The organism is Spirosoma flavus (assembly GCF_054778555.1).
In genome coordinates, this window is the sequence record NZ_BAAGZL010000002.1 from 658,222 (window position 1) to 679,607 (window position 21,386).

The 21,386-nt window shown below is 46.7% G+C and carries 21 protein-coding genes; 6 read left to right on the forward strand and 15 right to left on the reverse strand.

All coding sequences use genetic code 11. The annotated features are described in order from the left end of the window. Positions 1-129 precede the first annotated feature (129 nt). From ACYVF1_RS11795 to aroQ, 4 genes are all read right to left on the reverse strand, one after another. Complete coding sequence (locus tag ACYVF1_RS11795) at positions 130-1,617, reverse strand: S41 family peptidase (protein ID WP_461078866.1); 1,488 nt, start codon at positions 1,615-1,617, stop codon at positions 130-132. A 53-nt stretch (positions 1,618-1,670) separates the two neighbouring features. Beyond that, a complete protein-coding gene (locus tag ACYVF1_RS11800; RefSeq protein ID WP_461078868.1) occupies positions 1,671-2,246 on the reverse strand; it encodes a MarC family protein in 576 nt (191 codons plus the stop codon). Between the two features lie 5 nt (positions 2,247-2,251). Then, a complete protein-coding gene (locus ACYVF1_RS11805; protein ID WP_461078870.1) occupies positions 2,252-3,280 on the reverse strand; it encodes an aminotransferase class V-fold PLP-dependent enzyme in 1,029 nt (342 codons plus the stop codon). A gap of 111 nt (positions 3,281-3,391) precedes the next feature. Next, the gene (gene aroQ, locus ACYVF1_RS11810; RefSeq protein WP_461078872.1) at positions 3,392-3,814 is read right to left on the reverse strand and encodes a type II 3-dehydroquinate dehydratase; all 423 of its coding nucleotides are present in this window, start codon (positions 3,812-3,814) and stop codon (positions 3,392-3,394) included. Between the two features lie 74 nt (positions 3,815-3,888). Here aroQ and xerD point away from each other — a divergent pair, with 74 nt between their 5' ends. Beyond that, a complete protein-coding gene (gene xerD, locus ACYVF1_RS11815) occupies positions 3,889-4,791 on the forward strand; it encodes a site-specific tyrosine recombinase XerD (protein WP_461078874.1) in 903 nt (300 codons plus the stop codon). A 43-nt stretch (positions 4,792-4,834) separates the two neighbouring features. Here xerD and ACYVF1_RS11820 read toward each other — a convergent pair whose 3' ends face one another. From ACYVF1_RS11820 to ACYVF1_RS11840, 5 genes are read right to left on the reverse strand one after another with little or no spacing between them, the layout of a single operon-like run. Then, positions 4,835-5,473, reverse strand: a complete 639-nt coding sequence (locus tag ACYVF1_RS11820; RefSeq protein WP_461078875.1) for an outer membrane beta-barrel protein — start codon at positions 5,471-5,473, stop codon at positions 4,835-4,837. A gap of 50 nt (positions 5,474-5,523) precedes the next feature. Beyond that, positions 5,524-7,335 (reverse strand): serine/threonine protein kinase, encoded by a 1,812-nt coding sequence (locus ACYVF1_RS11825; RefSeq protein WP_461078877.1) that lies wholly within the window; start codon positions 7,333-7,335, stop codon positions 5,524-5,526. An 8-nt stretch (positions 7,336-7,343) separates the two neighbouring features. Further along, positions 7,344-8,288: a Stp1/IreP family PP2C-type Ser/Thr phosphatase gene (locus tag ACYVF1_RS11830; protein WP_461078879.1), complete on the reverse strand. Its 945-nt coding sequence runs from the start codon at positions 8,286-8,288 to the stop codon at positions 7,344-7,346. A gap of 13 nt (positions 8,289-8,301) precedes the next feature. Beyond that, positions 8,302-9,516 (reverse strand): serine/threonine-protein kinase, encoded by a 1,215-nt coding sequence (locus tag ACYVF1_RS11835; protein ID WP_461078881.1) that lies wholly within the window; start codon positions 9,514-9,516, stop codon positions 8,302-8,304. Between the two features lie 51 nt (positions 9,517-9,567). Beyond that, positions 9,568-11,265 carry a trypsin-like peptidase domain-containing protein gene (locus ACYVF1_RS11840; protein WP_461078883.1) on the reverse strand — a complete coding sequence of 566 codons (1,698 nt, stop codon included), beginning with the start codon at positions 11,263-11,265 and terminating at the stop codon, positions 9,568-9,570. 332 nt (positions 11,266-11,597) lie between these two features. Between ACYVF1_RS11840 and ACYVF1_RS11845 the strand changes: the two genes are divergently transcribed. Next, a complete protein-coding gene (locus tag ACYVF1_RS11845) occupies positions 11,598-13,667 on the forward strand; it encodes an ATP-binding protein (protein WP_461078885.1) in 2,070 nt (689 codons plus the stop codon). Between the two features lie 4 nt (positions 13,668-13,671). Here the strand turns inward: ACYVF1_RS11845 and ACYVF1_RS11850 are convergent, their stop codons facing one another. From ACYVF1_RS11850 to ACYVF1_RS11860, 3 genes are all read right to left on the reverse strand, one after another. After that, positions 13,672-14,010 (reverse strand): HepT-like ribonuclease domain-containing protein, encoded by a 339-nt coding sequence (locus ACYVF1_RS11850; RefSeq protein ID WP_461078887.1) that lies wholly within the window; start codon positions 14,008-14,010, stop codon positions 13,672-13,674. After that, a complete protein-coding gene (locus tag ACYVF1_RS11855) occupies positions 14,000-14,302 on the reverse strand; it encodes a nucleotidyltransferase family protein (RefSeq protein ID WP_461078889.1) in 303 nt (100 codons plus the stop codon). Before ACYVF1_RS11855 ends, ACYVF1_RS11850 begins: the two co-directional genes overlap by 11 nt. Positions 14,303-14,375: 73 nt before the next feature. Further along, a complete protein-coding gene (locus ACYVF1_RS11860; protein ID WP_461078891.1) occupies positions 14,376-15,029 on the reverse strand; it encodes a response regulator in 654 nt (217 codons plus the stop codon). 175 nt (positions 15,030-15,204) lie between these two features. Here ACYVF1_RS11860 and ACYVF1_RS11865 point away from each other — a divergent pair, with 175 nt between their 5' ends. After that, positions 15,205-16,242 carry an MBL fold metallo-hydrolase gene (locus ACYVF1_RS11865; RefSeq protein WP_461078893.1) on the forward strand — a complete coding sequence of 346 codons (1,038 nt, stop codon included), beginning with the start codon at positions 15,205-15,207 and terminating at the stop codon, positions 16,240-16,242. Positions 16,243-16,329: 87 nt separating this feature from the next. Here the strand turns inward: ACYVF1_RS11865 and ACYVF1_RS11870 are convergent, their stop codons facing one another. Next, on the reverse strand, positions 16,330-16,956 hold the full coding sequence (locus tag ACYVF1_RS11870) for a cysteine hydrolase family protein (RefSeq protein WP_461078895.1): 627 nt from the start codon (positions 16,954-16,956) through the stop codon (positions 16,330-16,332). A 214-nt stretch (positions 16,957-17,170) separates the two neighbouring features. Between ACYVF1_RS11870 and ACYVF1_RS11875 the strand changes: the two genes are divergently transcribed. Genes ACYVF1_RS11875 through ACYVF1_RS11885 form a run of 3 tightly spaced genes read left to right on the forward strand, consistent with a single transcriptional unit; the run spans position 17,171 to position 19,233 of the window. Beyond that, positions 17,171-17,962 carry an SDR family oxidoreductase gene (locus ACYVF1_RS11875; RefSeq protein WP_461078897.1) on the forward strand — a complete coding sequence of 264 codons (792 nt, stop codon included), beginning with the start codon at positions 17,171-17,173 and terminating at the stop codon, positions 17,960-17,962. A gap of 2 nt (positions 17,963-17,964) precedes the next feature. Then, a complete protein-coding gene (locus ACYVF1_RS11880) occupies positions 17,965-18,309 on the forward strand; it encodes a hypothetical protein (protein WP_461078899.1) in 345 nt (114 codons plus the stop codon). A 15-nt stretch (positions 18,310-18,324) separates the two neighbouring features. Further along, positions 18,325-19,233 (forward strand): helix-turn-helix domain-containing protein, encoded by a 909-nt coding sequence (locus ACYVF1_RS11885; RefSeq protein WP_461078901.1) that lies wholly within the window; start codon positions 18,325-18,327, stop codon positions 19,231-19,233. A 124-nt stretch (positions 19,234-19,357) separates the two neighbouring features. Here ACYVF1_RS11885 and ACYVF1_RS11890 read toward each other — a convergent pair whose 3' ends face one another. Further along, positions 19,358-19,855, reverse strand: coding sequence for a methylated-DNA--[protein]-cysteine S-methyltransferase (locus tag ACYVF1_RS11890; protein WP_461078903.1), 498 nt, complete (start codon positions 19,853-19,855; stop codon positions 19,358-19,360). 151 nt (positions 19,856-20,006) lie between these two features. Further along, positions 20,007-21,245 (reverse strand): PQQ-dependent sugar dehydrogenase, encoded by a 1,239-nt coding sequence (locus tag ACYVF1_RS11895; protein WP_461078905.1) that lies wholly within the window; start codon positions 21,243-21,245, stop codon positions 20,007-20,009. Positions 21,246-21,386 lie beyond the last annotated feature (141 nt).

Consider the following 21,386-nt stretch of genomic DNA (forward strand, 5'->3'; position numbering starts at 1 on the left):
GGTCGATTCACCACGTTACGCCTATTCCGTTATCTAATAAGCCCGTAACCAACGTAGTGATTCGAGTAGAGTAACCCCGCCAGGTTTTCCATTACGTTCCTTTGGGTACTTATCTTTGAAACAGTACGTTTACTTCGACTGCTTTTTGATTAACTCTTGGGCTTTTTCCAGTTCAAGATCCCTACCTTCTTTTTTATCCTGCCATCGGTAGTGAATCGCATAATCAGGCATTAAACCCCGCCCTCGATTCGATTTAGGGCTGGCTGACGGAACACGAAACAAGGGAAACTTGAGCCATAATTGCGTATTGGGCAAGGTAAGCGTCTGATTAATACCGCCACTACAACCCGCCTTGCCCCCGCCGGTTTCCTGACCAATCACTACAGCCTGACGCTGTGACTTGAGCGCAACAGCGAGTAAAGCGCCCGCTGAGAATGTAAAACCACTCGTTAGTAAGTAAACTTTACCTTTAAAAACAGGCTCACTTTGCGGTTGGAGCCAACCAGAGCCACCAGTTTTGAAATAAAATCGGTTCCCTTCCTGCCGTAAATAGGTTGTATTATCTGCAAACAATTGCTTGGTTTTAGCATCAAAATATTGGCTAAATGATGGAGTATTCGGGTTTCGTAACGTAGCCCACGTATCGCCAATTATTTGGAAACGCGTGTGCATCATGTAGCCCATCAAATTTGCGGCTGACTCTACATTTCCGCCTGGATTTTGCCGTAAATCGATGATTAAATGCTGTATATTTTGCTCATTCAGCTGCTTAAATACCTCTTTATGAAAGGCTTCGGCATCGTCATAACCAAAACCATTAATGGTTAACAACGCTGTTGCCGGAACGTCTGACAGTACTTTTAAATTACGCATTCGGTCAAGCTCTTCTGCACGCTGCCGGTCAAGATTGGCCTGATTCTCAGCTTCTGTCAGCACTTTCGGCGCACTAAACGTTGAATCGGCTGAAGCTGATTTCTTGGTTTTCTTGTAAACAGAATAGTGGGCTGATCGGCCATCTGCCGAAACGATTGTCAGTTGAAAAGGCTCTTTATTGCCATAGTATTCCCAGGCTACATCTTCCAGCACATGCCAGTTCAAATAATACTGTTTTAAGGACTGATTATAGCCATCAGCGGACTGAATAGATTTACCTTTTTGACAGATCGCGCTTATTGGATAACCATTTATGTGGGTGATTTCATCGCCTGCCAGTATAGTCGAATCGCTGCTTTTATTGTTGATTATGAATAACCGATTTTGATCCAACCAACTATCGAAAGGAAGGTAGGAAACCGGTGGATCTTCGCCTGGAGCCATTAGTAAATAGGTATGTCCACACCGAATAAGTGTTACAACAGGTGCCAGTACCTGATAAAATTCGCGCTTGGTTAACGGCTTTCTAATCTGATACGTAGCCTTTGCAAATGCGTCGTCAATCTCCTTTTTAGATGTGTACCAGTACAAACTTGGATGCGCTTCTTCCAATGCTTTTTTGAGCAAACGAATATCCTGTTTGAGTTGCGCAACGGAGTATTTAACCCCTGACTTGGGTGATTGGCTATGAACAAGCGAGCATCGAATTACTACGTAAAAAACGGTTAAGTATAGTGATCTCATCAGCGCGTATGGAGCCAAAAAATAAAACAAATGCTAGCAGATGTAGCGCTACGTTAGAAATCCGCAATGAGGTTCGTCTTAAAAAGCTTAATAGCAATCGCCAGTAGAATAATACCGAAAATTTTACGTAACACAGCTAGCCCTCCCGATCCAAGTTGTGTTTCGAGCCAGCCCGACGATTTCAGGACCAGATAAATAAGAATTAGATTGAGAACGATGCCGATGATGATATTAACGATCTGATATTCGGCACGTAACGAAATTATAGTGGTTAACGTACCGGCTCCGGCGATAAGCGGAAAAGCAATCGGAACGATATGAGTAGCCCCGCCGGTATCGATCTCTGACTTAAAAATGGTACGTCCCAGAATCATCTCCAGTCCAATCAGGAAAATAATCAGGGCTCCCGCCACCGCAAACGACGCTACGTCGACGCCGAACAGTTTCAGCAATCGTTCACCAACGAACAGAAACGACACCATCAGCGCGCCTGATGCGAACGTAGCCCGTTCAGCCTCAATTTTCCCCGATTTGCGACGTAAATCGATAATGACAGGCAATGAGCCTATTACGTCGATAACCGAAAACAAAATGAGGGTAACGGAGATAATTTCTTTAAAATCAGGCATAATCGTTAACGTAGCACGTTCGCATTAGTAGTCCACGTTTCTAAAAAGCGTTTCAATTTATCAATTTCTTCGTCCGTTATCGCCGGAAAATTAGCGATTCGGAATGTAGTGTTTTTCCAGTCACCGTAGCCGTTTCCGAGCGTAATACCTGCTTGTTGGGCGGCTAATTTGATCGCTTTTATAGCCGACTCGCTTCCTTCCAAAGCGATTACGGTATCTGAACGGGTGGCAGAGTCATCAATCAGTAATTTGAAACCGGTGCTACGTGTCTCGAAAAATGTATACCAGTCAGACGCCCGTTTTTTGGTCATCAGGTCAATTTCTGCAATGGGCTGAACCTGCTGCAGCACGCGCATGAGCAGATAAATTCCCAGTCCATTGGGCGTGTAAGGCGTCTGAAACTTTTCAAAATTCTCGTGAATAAAGAGAAGACTGTTGTAGTGCGCATTCTCACCGATTTGCTTCGCCCGTTCGAGAGCGGCTGGCGAATAAATGAAAACAGCCAGTCCTGCTGGTAATCCAAAACACTTTTGTACCGACGCAAACCAGACATCAGCAAGCTCCCAATTAAACCGAATCCCGGCCATCGACGAAACGGCATCTACTGCAATTAAACCCGAAAAATCACGTCGGAACTGGGCTAGCGTTTGTTCATTGACCTGCGTGCCGTTCGAAGTCTCATTCTGGACAATACACAGTACATCGGCTTCGCTCAAATTCAGGGGCGGTTTGATCCGATAGGCATATTCGGCCCATTTTTTACCGAATGCCCCACTGAATGGATGCAGACTCGCTTCTGAGGTCAGTGATTGCGCGACGATTTCCCAGCACTCCGTTGCCGATGACACCAACGCTACGTGGTACTCAGTCGGTACGTTCAGTTTTTCATGGATCAGACGAATCGTTTCTTTCACGATGTCCATGAAACCCGCACTCCGGTGATTCATGCTGACAATACCCTGACGTACTGCATCGACCGCATAATCAGCCACTTGCGGATACACTTTCGAAGGACCGGGATAGAAGGTTATCATGGAAGGAAGTTATAGAGTTGTAGGGTTATAAAGTTGTAGAGTTATAAGGTTGCAGAGTTATAATTTTCGCGAGCACGTCGGTCAACTTTATAACCGTATAACACTACAACGCTACAACTCCAATAAATACCTGATTGCCAGTTCGTAGCCTTTTAAGCCAAGCCCAGCAATAACGCCTTTGCATTTGGCAGACAAATAACTGTGATGCCGGAACGACTCGCGGGCGTGCACGTTGGAAATATGTACCTCTACTGCCGGTGCCGTAATCGCGCTCAACGCATCGGCAATGGCGATGGACGTATGGGTATAAGCACCCGCATTAATGACGATTCCATCGATGTCAAAACCCAGCTCGTGAATTTTATCAATCAGTTCGCCTTCGTGATTCGACTGAAAATAGCGAAGTTGCACCTCTGGAAACAGATCTTCGATGGTTTTGAGGTAATCGACAAACGAACGATTGCCATAAATGGTGGGCTCTCTCTTGCCTAGCAGATTTAGGTTTGGGCCGTTAATAATCAGAATCTGTTTCATGCCAGTAGCCAGGACGTAGCGTCCGAGTAAAGATTAATTTACGTATGGCCGGACGTAGCGTCCAGCTTAACACCATGTGGCAAAGTTATATAAACGCCTTTAAGAATTACCTGAAGCTGGAACGGTCGCTGGCCGAAAATTCGGTGGAAGCGTACCTGCACGACGCCGAAAAATTATACGAATACGTACTACTCACCGACCCCGCCAGAACACCCATGCAGGTAACTGAGAAGGAGTTGATGAATTTCCTGAAATACTTGGGCGAGTTAGGTTTAACGGCCACAAGCCAGGCCCGGATGCTGTCGGGACTGAAGTCATTTTTTAAATATTTACTGCTCGAAAACCTGATTCAGAAAGACCCTACCCAACAGCTAGAAGCTCCCAAATTAGGGCGTAAGTTACCTGATACGCTCAGTTTTCCGGAAATTGAATCAATCCTGCATGCCATCGACCTTTCGACTCCCGGCGGCACCCGCGACCGGGCAATGCTGGAAGTTCTCTACAGTTCAGGGCTGCGCGTTTCTGAACTTTTAAACCTGAGATTGACAAACTGTTTTTTCACGGAGGGATTTATCCGCGTACTGGGCAAAGGCGACAAAGTTCGGCTGGTCCCAATCGGCGAAGATGCTATGCACTATACCCGAATTTACGTAGAACACGTTCGGGGCCATTTGCCGGTTCAGAAAGGTGACGAAGACACTATTTTTTTAAATCTACGCGGGAGCCAACTGTCGCGTATCTCGGTGTTTACAACCATCAAGAAACTGGCGTCTGAGGTCGGCATCCTGAAAACCATCAGCCCCCATACGTTTCGGCATTCATTTGCCACGCACCTCATCGAAGGCGGAGCTGACTTACGGGCTGTCCAGCAAATGCTTGGTCACGAATCCATCACCACCACCGAAATTTACACTCACCTGGATAGAGATTATCTGCAACAGACCTTGCGCGAGTACCATCCGAGGAGTAAGCGGTGAACATTGTAGCGTTGCATAATTATGCCGCACCAGCCTCGAATGTCTAAAATAACTCATTCACATACACAATCACACCCAACGAAATACGGAAGGCTGCTACGTCGGCTTTGTCAGTTTGTTCGATACCATTCAACGTAAGAGGTGATTTAGCCCCGGCCTGAACGCTACCGTTCAACGTAATGGCCACGGGCAACGCCACAAAATAATTGAGGCCCGCACCTACGTGTAGAGCTCCTCCCTTGAAAATGAGATTATCGCGTCGGCCAGCGTTGTTGAGAACCTGATCTACTTTACCCGTCTGATACGTATAACCTACTTCTGCAAAGGGACGTAGCGCGTGGGTCGTGGCCGAAAAATTAAAACGTAACCCGCCCGTTACGTGCGAAAATTGAAATGCTTTGGCCGCTATGTTGTCGCTATTTAGGGTTGATAAGTTGTATTGGGCGAAAATCTCGTAGCGTTGAGTGAAACCATAGCCAGCTCGTACGCCAAAGCCCGGCCCATCCCCTGCATTTTCATCCAGAAATTGAAAATAATCAGACGACCAACCCATGTAATGTCCTGAAAGACCGAGACTAAAGCCTTCCGTAGTTGATCGTTGCCGAATGGTCTGCGCGTGTATAGTCGTCGATAAGAGAAGACCAAAGGTTAACATCAGGAAAATAGATCGGAAATGGTTCATGGCTGTGTCTTTTGAAAAGATTATGTGTATGAATGAGAATTATGAGGTGGTCAGAACGTAATGACGTCATCGCCGGTACGCACTTCGAAGGTTTGTCCAGACCGAAACTGAACTGGCTGACCCTTAGCTTCTTCACTAATTGTAGCCGAACGTAACGAGATCCGTTTGCCGTTGACTGCTTCTACCGAATTGATTCGAAACTCGAGTAGGCTCTTCTTGCGGAACACCTCGCCGTCGGCCCGTTTGATACGGCTGATTTCTCCATACGCCGTAGCACCACTCTGAATCACCACTTCGCCATCACTCACTACCGGCTCGGTAACCCGAAAGCGAATCGACTGCCCTTCCTGAGCACCATCGGATGAAAGGCCATCGACCAGACTCAGGCTTACCCGTAACCGGCGGATAGCAATGGATTTGTGGGCGCTTGAGCGGGGCGTTACCGTTTCAGGAGTCGGTTCAGGTTTTGTGGCCGGCGTAACTGGATTGGCGGGTGTTTCGACTGGAGAATTTGTCGAGGTTGGCTCTGGTTTCCCGACAATAGTGGGCGGGTTGCTATAGGGTCTAGCATTAGGGTTTGCGGTCCTTGGTTGCCGGATTACTGGCTCTGATTTTTTCACAACAGGGACAGCAGGCGCTGGACTCAATTCCCGGACTTGCGGAGTTGATACAGGTGTATTATTTTCCTCCGTTACGGTGGTAGTCAATACTGGTTCCTGATTGGTCGGCTCGATACGTTCCGTTTTTGGCGTTTTCTGATTGGCTATTAATACGGCCTTCTCCTTAATGGGCTTTTCTTGTGAACTGTCGAATACGATCAGGCCAATGAACAGTAAAGCCAGAAGCATAAGTCCACCTGCCAGAAGGGTTTGCCAATTTTCAGCAGCCCACCGTTTCATAGGATTGATAGGTCCCAACTGGGTATCTGCTGATACTAATTTCGTTTCCAGAAGCACCGTCTGCCGAACGGGCTGAATATTCATAATATCGGCGGCAGGAGCAGCGGGAGTAAGTTGGGCTGGATCGAGAACAGACAGTTGCGAATAATAGGGTTGCAGAGCTTTTTGAAATTCTTTGGCATCGGCAAACCGTTTTGCTGGATTTTTGTCAAGTGCCTTATGCACAATGGCTTCTATCTCTTTCGGGATATCGCCGTTTAGCTTACGTAGCGCAATCGGCTTTTCCCGAATGATAGCCTGCATTAGTGCGAAATCCGTTCGGCTGGCGAAGGGCAATTTACCCGAAAGCAGTTCATACAGCAAAATCCCGATGGCATAAATGTCTGAAGAGGGTGAAGGGGCTTCACCCTGCACGAGTTCGGGAGCCATGTATTCAAGGGTACCTACCAGCCGATTGGCCTGCGTCATCCGCTGATTTCCGATGACACGGGCAATACCGAAATCCATCAGTTTAACCTGTCCTTCTGGTGTCAGCATCAGGTTGGCGGGTTTGATATCGCGGTGTAGAACGCCTTTTCGATGGGCGTGTGCTAAGCCTTCCAGCGCCTGCCGAACAACCTCGGCGGCTACCGGAACCGATAACCGGCCCGTTTTGCGGACAAGCGTTTCCAGACTGTCGCCTGCTACGTATTCCATCGCCATGAAATAGTCGCTGCCATCCTGCAAAAAGTTGTAGACAACGGCAATATTGGGGTGGTTGAGCCGGGCCAGAATCATGGCTTCGTTGCGGAAACGCTCCGTGAAAGACGCCTGGTTGACAAGGTGCGTATGGAGCATTTTCATCGCAACAGGGCGTTCAAGGTGCGTATCGGTGGCCTGATAAACAGTGCCCATCCCGCCCTCACCCAGCAGCGATTCAACGCGGTAATGATGAATGAGTCGGCCTCGCATTGGTGGTTGCATGGTAGAAGTCATTGAAGAAGTTCAATATCACGGGTGAAAGGGACGTCAATTTCGCGGGTTTCTTTTGGCGATGGAGCCTCATCAGCCATGATACGTTCGGCCAGCACAATCGTAATGTTATCGTGGCCACCCCGGCTTTTAGCTAGGTTAACTAACTCATTAGCAGCATCATGCAGGCTTTGTTGCTGTAATAGGCTAACAAAATCGGCTTCCACGCAATACTCGTACAAACCATCCGAGCACAACATCAGTCGGTCGCCGTTGTCGAAGGGTAAAATGCAGCGGCCCAGGTCGATCTGAACGTTGGCTTTCGTGCCCATTGCCTGGGTCAATACGTTACGTTCGGGGTGGCTGGCAGCCGCTTCCGGGCTTATGTCTCCCTTACGTAGCAATTCCTGAATGTAGGTGTGATCCTGCGTTATCTGAATTAATTGGCCATTTTTGAACAAGTACGCCCGACTATCGCCAACATGCGCAAAGTACAATTGCTGTTCATGCACCACGATGGCCGTACACGTAGTACCCATGCCCCGAAACGTATCGTGCAAACGAGCTTCTTCAAAAATCTGGCGGTTCGCAATCTGAAACGCCCGCGCCAGATTCTTTTCAATGGTTTCGTTATGCTGAAAATATTCCCGACTCACGAGTTCAGCGGCCATCTGACTGGCTACTTCACCGGCTAAATGTCCGCCCATACCATCGGCAACCAGCAACAGATACCCTTTTGTCCGACGAATGCCTTCGTCTGCCAGCCGGACAAACAGGCCGGTATCTTCGTTGTTCTGGCGCACATTGCCCAGATCGGATACGACCACGGCGTTTACTTCGCCAGTGGAGACTGCATCCCCTGTAGCTATCGTTGATACGCCCGCCGGCTCGATAACTGATTCGACGGTTTCGGGAAGTGATGCGGGGTCGTTTTGCCCGAATAGCCGTTTGATGAGATTTTTCATGTGTTAGGAATTGCTATCGGTCAAAGTAACACTGGTATAAATTCTGTACTTCGGGATCAATCGTAAACTGCTGTTCAACGCCCTGATGGCGAATGGTAATCGGCAAAACCTGGCCGGGTGTTCGTTTGACAAAAAAAGGCTCCTGAGTCTGTACCGTCCCATCGGGCAGAACCAACTGGATGTCATAGTCAGCGTTTAGTACTTCAACCCGAATCTGTTCGTATTGCGTGACAGGTGCTTCGGTTGTTACGTCTCCTGCTTTTTTTGTTGGATTGGTTGCCCCATGATTAGCCCAGAACATCATTAGTATAATACCCAAAACGGCGCCTAGAAACCAGTAACGATACGTGCGAATAGAAGCGGAAAGCTCTTTTAAAGGGAATGTAACTAAAGCCAAAGCATTTTGAGCAAGTAACTGTGAATCAGCGGGCTTGTCCAACATTTTGATCATGTTAGCAGCGTTGGGCCGTTTGTCCGGATTGGCGTTCAGGCAACTGCCGATTAACGTAGCCAATTCTGGAGAAAGTGCTGGATTCAGCATTTGAGGGCGTGTAAACTGCCCTCGTTCAATTTGGTGGCGTAGAAGAAGCGGATTAGCCGCATCAAAAGGTAAATGGCCCGTCGTCATTTCGTAGAGCAGGACACCCAGAGCCCATACGTCTGATTTAGCATCAACCTGTCCGCGAAACTGTTCCGGGGCCATAAACTCGGTCGTTCCAACGGTGTGTCCAACTTTTGTCAGCTGTGGTGTTAAACGGCTTTTGGCGATACCGAAATCCACCAGTTTCACTTGCCCATTTGGCTGAATCCGAACGTTTGAGGGTTTCAGATCGCGGTGAATAATGCCCATTTGGTGCAGGTGAGCTATCGCGTTGGCCAGTTGTTTGATGATTCGGGTAGCTTCGTCGTTGCTCAAGCGATCTCTCCGACGTATCACTTCATCAAGTGACTGACCTTCAACCCATTCAATAACTAAGGCAGGCCGCTCATCAAGTAAGTTAAAGTCATACAGGGCGGCAATATTTGGGTGCGATATCGAACCCTGAACCGACGCTTCATTCCGAAACCGGGCGGTAAACTCTGGCCGGTATAACACTTTCACCGCTGCCAGTTTTCCCGTTTCGATATGGGTGGCTTTAAACACCTCTCCCATTCCTCCTGCCCCAACGTAGTCGGTCAGGCGATAGCCAGCAACAACACGGTAAAGAAATGGATGAGAGGGTGACATGAGCGTTAAATTTTATGTGTTAAAATCGTCTTGCCTAATTGTCAAGTAGGTTTACTCTACCACTTGCCGGCGGCCCATCAGTTCCAGACCGTATTTGATAGGGATAGCGAACGTAATGCGGGTAGCGTCTTCGTGGCTGGTGCTGGCGGAGAAAATTCCGATGGCGTTGCCTTCGCTGTCGAATACTGGGCCACCGCTGTTGCCAGCACCCGTTGCGTTGGCTGTAAGTTGATAGTAATCACCAAATTCGCTATAGTAAGCGGCAGCTTTGCCCATTGTCTGACCACGTAGTATTTTACCAACATTACCAGGTGTTACTGTTACGTCTGGCACTTTCACGATCTGCGGATTCCGGTTTGAGAAGTCTGACGAATACTCTCCCACGTATACGTCCGGCGAAATACCAGGGTAACCCATAACCGTGATTGGTTGACCTGGAGCGACCGTTTTATCGGCGTCACGTAGTTTAACCGGAGCCAGCGTTTCGGCAAGGCCAATTTTGATAAGTGCTACGTCGTGTTTGCTCGATACGATGGGTTTGCCTTCGGCGGGGAAACGTTGCTCGTTTTTGTTAAACGTAACGTCCATGTAGGTATTCACGCCTTCGATCAGTTTACCCGACATTGGTTTTTTACCAAAGAACTGGGTTTCAGACGGTACCCAACGGAATTCCTGAACAGGTTGCGCACTGAACTCCCAACCTTTAGCCCCTTCTACCAACAGAATACCAGGGAACGCATCCTGCGGGAAGCTGTAGTACGAATTCCAGGCAGCTGCTACGTGGCGGTTGGTCATAATGTGACCTTGTGGCGATACAACGAAACCCGTTCCGCTGGCGCCTGCCATGGCGATGGGCTTACCAACGGCTACGTTACGTTTCAGGCCTAGTAGCGGTTCAATTTTACCCTGTGCGGTTTCGATGTACACCGCTTTGTTGACGATACGTCCATCGGGTAGTTTGATTGGCATATACTCATGGTAAATGTCGTCGCCAGTATTGGTATGGATGAGTTTGTAGCCAAATTCGATGAACACAACTTTGCTGGTGTTAGAAGAAGCGATCTGCTCGGCCGATAAACCTGTATTAGCAGCTTTGACCACTTCCGTTTTTTCGTGGTGATGCACATGCACGGTTTCGGGCTTGATGTTATCCTTGAACATAAATGCCAGCCCTGACAAAACTACCAGCAGGGCCGATACGCTCAAGAGTACCGATGTGTTGGTTTTCCGCCGTTCTGTACTCATCATCCGTTCTACCGTCTGCTTACCCAAACCAACTTTAGGCGGCATAGCCAGTTCGTTCTCATTTGATCCGCCTACGGGTTCGGTGAGCATCAGTTCGGTGGTGGACTTCATCGATACCGGAATATCGACAATGCGAGTACTCATCATCAGTTCGGCCGGACGTGGATTCAGATCGAACTGGAAAACGGGGCCGCCCTGACCCAATTGAATTTCGTCGCCGGGCTGAACTTGGGCCGAACCAGCGATGCGGCTTTTGTTGACGAAAATACCATTGCGGGAATTGTTGTCGATCAGCGTGAAGGTGAAGGGCTTACCCGACTCACGGACAATTTTACCATGCTCACGGGAAACGGCGGAGTCGCGCTCGGGATCGAAACGCACTACGTTGGTAGCGGCCCGTCCGAAGGTCAATTCATTGTATTTTTTGTAGTCGAACTCTTCGACCTGGTTTGCTTTAGTACCGGTTAGGTGACGAATAACGTAGCGGTTAACAAGAGTTGCCATGATTTTCTGTATGTCTTGGGGTAAGAAATTGTTGTCGTTTTGACTGATACAAAGTTGGCGGATGCTACGTCGGTGGGAAATCGGGGAATGCCCGGATATTGGGGGCGGAAAACCTATATTTTACATCTATAGGAAAACCTATAGACTTGTTAAAGTGTGGGTTAATGAGCGAAAGAGTGAATGAGTGAAAGTGCGAGTAACAGGAAGCAACAATTTGGGCTTATAACTTGCTATTGAGGCAGTTAAATGCAAGTTTTACAGTAACGAAAGTGTGAGAACTAATGACTATCCAACCGCTCTTTCGCTCATTCACTCTTTCGCTCTTTAGAACCGTGCGTCACCTGTTCCTCTTCTTCTTGACCATTTCGTTAGTTTCAGCGCAGAACCCTACTATTGATTCGCTACGTAATCAGCTCACCAAATTGTCTGTCGACAGTAATCGTGTGAAAACCATGCATGAACTGGCAACCAACTTATGGTGGAACGGGTATGATTCGCTGGCTCGGCAAACGCTTTTCCAAATCATGCCTTTAGCCAGGCGAATCAAGTACCAGGAAGGCGAGATACGGGCACGATTAGCGCTGGCACGTATCGAAGCGGATTATTTATCGGACACTAAATCGGCTCACGCTCAACTGGATACCGCCTTTAAGATGGCAATAGCTATTCATAATCTATCGCTGGAGGGACAGGTCTATTTTCGACGGGCGCAACTGTATGAAAATCTGGAAAGTAAAATTCCCGAGTCCAGAAAATTACTGCAAAAAGCGCTACAAACGCTTCGAAAAGCCGGCGATCGGCGTTGGGAAGCCCAGGTATATAATGATATGGCCATCATGCAAATGGGCGAAGGCAAATACGTTGACGCGATCAACCTCTGGCTGGATGCCCGTCGTATTCAGGAGTCGATAAAAGATTGGAAAAGCCTTCGCAGTACGTTACCTAATCTGGGGGCGGCTTACCTGAAATTGAACCGTTATGATGATGCCATGGCTTGTTTTAATGAAGCCGAAAAAATTGCCGATCTGCTTAATGATAGAACTGTGAAGAGTTTCATTATACGCCGGAAAGCCGAAGTCCTCGAAAAAGAAGGTAAGTATCAGCAGGCGCTGGACATCTATCTGAAAGATTTGAAACAGTGGGAAGTTTCTAATCAGTCGAATTCGCTCTGCCGACTTTATGGAGCCATAGGCAGAATGTACATCCAATTAAAACAGTACGACAAAGCTCTTTATTACAGCAATTTAGCCCAAGACTTAAACCGAAAAATTGTCGCTAAAGACATCGAAACCCTGGATCACAGCGCGCAATCTAATTTCGGGAAGATATACTTAGCCAAGAAGCAATACGCTAAGGCCGTAGAAGCGGCAAAAGTGGGCCTACTCTGGACTAAAGGCATAAAAGAAATGCGTCCCGAACGTACCGAATACGTTCGCCAATTGGCTGATGCCTATGACCACCTAGGACAACCGGCCAAAGCACTCTATTATTTTAAATGGTATAAGGCTGAAGCAGATACGATGCTAAATGAAGAAGCTTTGCAAAAGGCAACGGCGGCCAGCATGACCTTTGATTTCGAAAAAAAGCAGCAGGTCACTCAATTGAAACAGGCTCAGCAGGAAGCCCAAATCCAATCGCTGGAAAACGATAAATTGGAACAACTCCGTAATTTTCTGATTGCGCTGCTGGTGGTCGGAGCTGGAATTTTGGTTTATGTATTCTGGAATAATCGGCGGTTAAAAAGTAAAAATGTAGAATTGTCGGAGAAGAACGCTGAAATTGAAGCAGCTTTATACAGGGGGCAGACGATTGAGCGGAAACGGGTAGCCAGCGAACTACACGATAGCGTAGCAGCCAAAGTATCGGCCCTGAAATGGCGATTCGAAGCCTTTGATACGGCCCGATTCGATGACGATCAGATGAAAGAACACGGCCGTCTGCTCGAACACATGGGCGAGGTTTACGACGATATACGTACCATCTCGCACAACCTGATGCCGGAGATTCTGGAGAAGCAAGGTTTGCAGGCCGCGCTCATCAAACTGACTGATACGCTGAATGTGCAGAACCGCATTAAGTTTATGCTCGAAGTCGATCAGTCGGGCGAGGATGTGCGGGGGAAAACGGCTTACGAACTCTACGCCATTACGTTAGAACTCGTCAACAACATTCTCAAACACGCCAAAGCGCGTCAGGCCGACATTGCCCTGCTACGTCAGAATGGATTTCTAACCTTGACCGTGCAGGATAACGGGCAGGGCATTGCCAGCGGAAAAACCCGGAATGGCATTGGTTTACAGAATATTCAGTCACGGCTGGAGCGGCTGGGCGGTACGTGTCAAATTTCGAACCGGGAGCAGGGCGGCACACAGGTTAACGTGCAGATTCCGATTGCTGCGTAGGAAATCACTCATTTAATAAGCTTTCTACTTCTGCCTGTAAAATAGGGAGTTGTCTAATAATAATGCCCCAAATTATTTCGTCGGAAACAGAATCATAGCCATGTATAATTCTGTTTCTAACAGCAACAATTTTACGAGAGTCGGTAATGTTAATTTCTTCGCTTTGTTTTAGAATCCGGGTCATTGCCTCGCCAATAATTTCTATATTCCGTTCAACAGCCCGCTTTGTTCGTAAATCTTTCTGATAAATCTGAAACTGCTTAGGAGTATCTATGAAAAAGCTTTCAATCTCATTAATTGCAGTTAAAATATCGTAAAGCCAAGCTTTTACGTTATCGTGCATAAATTAATTGTTTTTGCTCATTAATTTTTTCCCTAAAATATGGATTTCTGATTGCCTTTTCTTCTAATAAATCGACAGGGCGTTTCAGAATTTCTTCTAATGAAAATTTCAAATCGAAGTAATTGTCCCCATATTCCAAAACGTCGATCGGCATGAAATCAACTAATAGGTCGATATCACTACTACTGCTAAATTGATTTGTAAGAACAGACCCAAAAGCATATAAACTCTTTACGTTATGGGAAGTACAAAGCTTCTCAATTGCCGCATTATATTTTTCAAGATTATTCATGTTAAAACAATCTATTTAGAGTTTCTGCGTAAAAGCATCTTCTTTAAAAACTCAAATTTACGAACACTGACTATTACAGCAACCCATGCTTCACTGCATATTTAATAATACCAATTGAGTTTTTGACGCCCAATTTGCGAAGGATGTTATGCCGGTGCGTTTCAACGGTTCCGGGGCTGATGAATAACTTATCGGCAATGGCGTTGGTCGATAATTCCTGCGCCACGAGTTTAATGATTTCAATTTCTCGGTCGGTGAGCGGAACCAGTGGAGCCGGGGCTTCATCCGTAGAACGTACCGGCTCGACAGGCAACGCCATTAATTGGCTCATCACCGATTCAGAAAAATATTTTTCGCCCCTGGCCAAAGTTTTTAATGCCCGTTCCAGCTCGGCTTTCCCGGCTTTCTTCATGACGTAGCCTGAAATACCCGCCCGAAATGCCTCCCGAATTTTATCGGCATCTTCCGAAACCGTCAACATCAGCACCTTGAGCTGTGGAAACAGTTGACGAATCTGTAACGTCAGATTGATACCATTCAGGTCGGGCATGTCCATATCGGTTAGCAGGATATCGACTTCATTTTCTTCTATGAAACCAGCAACGTCGCGGCTGTCATTGAACGTTCCAACAACTTCAATGCCATCAATACGGCTCAGGAGCAGCGATAAACTGTCTAAAATAATTTCATGGTCATCAGTTAAAACGACGCGAATTGGAGCAGACATGGTACGTATGGGCCAGTGTAGAGGAACAGGATTAGCCAAAGATAAGCTGTGATTTGACGTTTGGCAATTCGCCTAGTTACTCTATACTCTTAGAAATCACCGAAATGGAAAAACTTTCCGTGTTACGTTCCCGTTTTAATTTGAATCCTGCTCTTCTGGTTCGTATTTTGACGGCATGTACTCTTTTATTCCCCTGGTCGTAGTGGCCTGTTTCCTAACAATGTCGGCTTGTGCTCCCCGCTATAAAGGTCCCGTTACGGATCATTTCGACGGAAAGAAATTCTTTAATCCAGGCATGCCGGAGCGAACATCCGGCGGTTTACTGAAATGGATGTTCAATCGGGATAAAGGCCCCTGGCCGGATCAACCCGATGCCTACGTAGGAGCTAAACCCGCTACCCGCATTGAGGGCGACAGTCTGGTGCTTACATTCGTTAACCATTCTACGTTCCTGATTCAAACCAACGGCCTGAACATTCTGACTGACCCTGTCTGGTCGAATCGGGTTGGTCCAACGTCGTGGCTGGGTGTCAAACGCAAACGGCCGCCGGGTCTTCGCTTCGACGAACTCCCTCCTATCGACGTAGTACTGCTGAGCCACAATCACTACGACCACCTGGATATGCCAACCCTCAAAAAGCTAGTTAAAGCGCATAATCCGCTCTTTGTGACACCGTTGGGCGTATCTCATCTCCCTAAATCTGCCGGTGGACGTATCAGTAAAGAACTCGACTGGAACGATACGTTAACCATAAATTCAAAGCTCTCGCTTAGCTGTACACAGGCTCAGCATTTCAGCAACCGGGGACTTGGTGACCGCGACGAAACGCTCTGGTGCGGGTATCTGCTCCATACAAGTTTCGGCACTACGTATTTTTGCGGAGACAGCGGCTACGGGCCTCATTTCAAACACATTGCCGAACAGGCCGAACGTAGCATAACCGGTCCAATAAAACTCGCTCTACTCCCAATCGGCTCTTATCGGCCAGAATGGTTTATGGCTCCCGTACACGTATCACCTGCGGGTGCCGTGCAGGCGTTCATCGACAGTAAGGCTAAACAGGCCGTAGGCATCCATTTTGGTACGTTCCAGCAAGGGGACGATGGCCTGTTCGAACCTGCCGACGATTTAAAAAAAGCGCTTCAGGAAAAGAACGTACCACACGAACAATTTCTGGTCCCGAAAGAAGGGCATCCGATGGTGTTCAAATGAACGTAGCACGGCCGGACACGGCCCTGGAAAACTGTAATTCCAGCTAACGCAGCGGGTTTCGATAGCAACGGTCGACCGTCCGCGTTACTAATCCTCCTGAGAAACCATACCCACCTTGCTTACTAATTCTTCCAGATCAAGCTCCTCAGCAGGTGTAGTATCAGCCTGAAGTACCCGTTCCATATAAGCCAGCGCATCCTCTTTATGGCTGGCTTTTATGGAGGTTACGCAGTCAGAGGGTATGTTAAGTTTCAGGTCGCGCATGTAGGCGTCGTTGGCCGTAAACAAAACGCACGAGTCAGTGCTCATACCCGTCAGAATCAGATGCTTTGCTTTAAAATACGTCAGTAGTGTATCCAACGTAGTAGCATAAAAAGCTGAATTCTTCGGCTTGAGTACGAAATAATCATCCTTCTCTGGTCTCAGTACTTCCGCCAGATTTTGTCCCAAAACACCATCGTTCAATACGTGGTCGGTTACTTCCTTGAAATCAGACCGCCAGCGACCAAAGTTATCGTTGATATAAATGACGGGAATACGTAGTGTTTTGGCCTTCCGTTTCAACGTAGCAATACGTTCGGCAATACGTTGGGCGGGGCCTAACAATTCATCGCCACCCGGAAATTCCAGGTCATTAATCATATCAATAATCAGCAGCACAACCGGCGATGAATCCGGTACGTTGCCATGGAGGTCTCCCTCTTTTGTTTCCATATACGTTACGTTTATTACAGGCCATACCTACGAAAATGGCCTCGAACACTCAAACAAAAAAATATAGTAATTGGCTAATCACATCCTAAAATATTTAGGGTATGTGGCTCGTCCCCGCCAACAGAATCTTCCCTTTCGACTACAACGTTTCGACTTTTGGCTACATCTGTTTTTTTATCCTTGCTGAACTTTGCAACAGAAAAAAACAGAAACCATGAACTTAGACAACAATACAATTTTAATCACTGGCGGAACGGGCGGTTTCGGCCTTGAGTTTGCGTCTAAACTTATTGACCTCGGAAATACGGTAATTATTACCGGCAGAAACACCCAAAAACTACAGGAAACCAAACTAAAACTTCCTGCGGTTCATACCATACAAAGCGATGTGAGCAAAGCAGAAGACATCGTCAATCTGTATAACCGGGTAACTCGGGAATTTCCTGACCTTAACATTCTCATTAACAACGCCGGGGAAATGCGCAAAATTAGCCTGAATCAGTCCCACGATCTGACCGACATTACCCGCGAAATTGACATCAATCTCATAGGACCGATACGTATGGTTCAACAGTTTCTGCCGCATTTAAAAAAGCAGAAAAACGCTTGTATTCTTAACGTGACGTCGGGTATTGCGTTGATGCCGTTTCCGATTTCGCCCATTTATAGTGCGAGCAAATCGGGACTCCGTTCGTATACGCAAGCATTGAGGGTTCAATTAAAACACAGCAATATCAAGGTGATTGAATTGGTAGCTCCGGGAAGTTCTACACCCTTAAATGAGAAATTCAAAAACGAGGACGGCTTTAGTGCTAGTGCATTGATGGCTCCCGATAAAATTGTTGATGCGGCTATTAAAGGAATGAAAAACGACCAGGATGAGGTCTATCCCGGACTCGCCAAAGTAATGCGGATTTTGAGTCGAATTGCACCCAAATTTTTGATTGCACAATCGGGCAAAATGGGCGCGTCGTTTATGTATGGAACTAATCAAACTACCAAATAAAAATGAAAATCATCAGCATCATACTCCTATTTATTTCCGCATTTCTGAGCCTGAAACATGGTTGGGATGCCTTTCAACCGACCACTGCTGAACAAACAAAAATGATGGCCGATTTAGGCATTACAAAAGGCATCATGCCGTATTTTGGTGTACTATCAATTCTTATTGGCTTAATGCTGTTTTTTCCACAAACATTTTTCATCAGCAATTTATTGAACGCGATTACCATTGTATTGATAATGGCATTTTCTCTAAGAGCAGGAAATACCACCATGGCTTTGATCGAAATACCTTTTCTTACAATGCCGTTGTTGTTAATTTGGCTGAAATATCCATTCCGATTTTAAAAATTAAATTGCAATATGAAAAGCGTAAAACCCTATCGAATAAAATCAATTACTGAAGGCCATCGACTAACGAACCTTCCCGAGCCGCATCATCCACTAATCAGTATTGTTGATGTGTCAGAGTTAAAAAGTAACGCCAATATAAATGCCGTAATTTTCGACTTTTATGTTGTATCGCTGAAACGTGGTTGCGACAAACTTCTTTATGGACAGCAGCAATATGATTTTGATGAAGGAATAATGGCTTTTGTATCACCCGGGCAGATTTTGCGGGGCGAAGAAAACGGTGCTCATTCAAAGCTGAAAGGCTGGATGTTGTTTATCCATCCCGATTTTTTGTGGAACACCCCACTTGCCAAAAAAATTAAGCAGTATGAATACTTCAATTATGCAGCAAACGAAGCATTATTCCTTTCCAATAAAGAAGAAAATACCATCAACGGCATTGTTGAAAATATAAGACAGGAATACCAGGCAAATATTGACAAATTCAGTCAGGATGTCATTATTGCACAGCTGGAATTGTTGTTTACCTATGCGCAACGATTTTACGAACGTCAATTCATAACCCGAAAAATTACCAACAGAAAAATTCTGGATCGTCTGGAAGAAGTATTGACAGATTATTTTAACAATGACGATCTACTTTCCAAAGGACTACCTTCGGTTCAATACATTGCCGATTCGCTTGCTATTTCTACTAAATATTTAAGCAGTTTGCTGAAACAACTCACCGGGCAAACTACCCAACAACTCATTCACGAAAAGTTAATTGAAAAAGCCAAAGAAAAGCTATCTACCACCGAATTATCAATCAGTGAAATTGCTTACGAATTAGGCTTTGAACATTCACAGTCGTTTAGTAAAATGTTCAAAAGCAAAACCAAGCAATCACCCCTGGAATTTAGGCAGGCTTTTAATTAAATACTGAAAAAATAAATTGAAAGATTGCCAATTTTCGATAACGCTACGTTAGATCTTGAAAGCACGAAAATTTACGTAGTGACTTTGATGGCTGAACTGATTTTTGTACGGATATCCCGTCAGTCTAAAACAAGGAGAGTTGACTTGAACGAACGAAAGCGCCTTCGTGCTCGAGCAACCATTGTTTTCGCCAAAGCCCACCCGCATAACCCGTCAGTGACCCGTCCGAACCGATGATGCGGTGGCAGGGTACGACAATCCAGAGTGGGTTTCGTCCGTTGGCAGCCGCTACAGCCCGTATCGCTTTCTCGTCGCCGATACGTCGGGAAAGGGCCAGATATGACAACGTAGTGCCAAACGGTACGTTCAGCAATGCTTGCCAGACGCTTTGCTGAAAGTCTGTTCCGGCTGGGTTCAACTGAAAATCAAATATTTGGCGCGTACCGTCAAAATAGTCCTGAAGTTGACTAATTGCGTGTTGAACAGGCTCTGGCAACGTATCGGTTGGTTCATTTGTCGGCAGTGATTCAGGGACATCGATGCAGGAAATAGCCGAAACACCACGTTCATCACCAATGATACGTACCAAACCAAGGGGAGACTCTAATACTACAGTTGCCATACTATTTACTACTACGTGCCGAAGATACAGAAAGCCCACCGCAGACGCAATGGGCTTTCTGTAGGCCCCGACAGGCTCTGGCTGTCGGAGTCGGGTAAGTGACTAATTACATCCGGCAACTCCGACAGCCAGAGCCTGTCGGGGCCAATATCTACTGATTCGTCGATAGTTTCAGAATTTTGCCGGAACTGAGATCGCACAGGTATAATTCTTTCTTCTGATCTTCACCAAAAGCAGATATAGAACCTGCACTCCTGACTATTTCCTGATTATCAGCCGCTTTATTGCCATTCATCGTCAACGCCCAGACACGTCCACTGGCGTAGTCGGCATAAACGTATTTCCCGGTTAAACCTGGATTCGAGGGGCCACGGTACACAATTCCACCCGTAATTGATACGTCGCCCTGACTACGTCCGTATTCGAAAACAGGCGCAATGAGTTCTGCTGCGTTTGAGGTATTACCACTGGCATTATAATCTCGGGTACCCTCCTTAACCCGCCATCCGTAGTTTCCGCCTTTGGTAACAATATCAATCTCTTCGACGGAATTCTGACCAACATCACCTACCCAAAGCCGCCCTTGATCATCGAAGCTCATGCGCCATGGATTCCGTAAGCCATAGGCAAAAATTTCTTCGAGATAGCGACTGGAATTTCCTTTGAACGGATTGTCAGCCGGAATACCATACTGACCTTTTTCCGTACTGTTAACATCCACACGTAGTACTTTACCCAACCAGCTTGCCCGGTTCTGGCTATTGTTTTGCGGGTCACCCCCACTACCGCCATCACCCGTTGCTACGTATAGATAGCCATCAGGCCCAAACAGAATTTTTCCGCCGTTGTGATTCGTATACGGTTGCTCGAAACGAAACAAAATCACTTCGGAGGCCGGATCAACCTGCGTAGCGCTAGCCGACGATGCTTTGAACCGACTGACAATCGTTTCGCGCGGGTTGTCTTTCGTATAGTTGACGTAGAAGAAACCATTTTGCTGAAAATTAGGGTGGAAGGCCAGTCCAAGTAGTCCCATTTCGCCACCCGACGCTACTTTCGATCGGATGTCCAGATACGTACCGGCCGAAGCGGTATTGACGTCATTTTCGAACACGCGGATACGCCCGGTTTGTTCAACCACAAAAACCCGGTTCGTGCCATCATTAGCAAATGTATATTCTACCGGAGATTCGAAAGTTAATTTTGGGTAGGCATTGACGGTCGTTACTTTGGCCGCTCCAGTGCCTGTGTTTGTTGAATCGGTTGTAACAACGTCGTTGCTGCTGGTCGGTTTACAGGCCGACGCCACAAACCACGAAACAATCGACGTAGCCACCAACGAAATGACAAACGTGGTTATCGTTTTAATTAACATGACAATTTGACTCATTTGATTACAAATTTTGTCTGCAAATCAGATTCCAATTAGAGTCGGCGAACTTTGCGGCCCACTTTTTGTTCCAAAATCAGGGAATTAGGCAACAGAGTACTCGTATCTATTCGTTAAACGAATGATCGGCAAGGTGTAGTG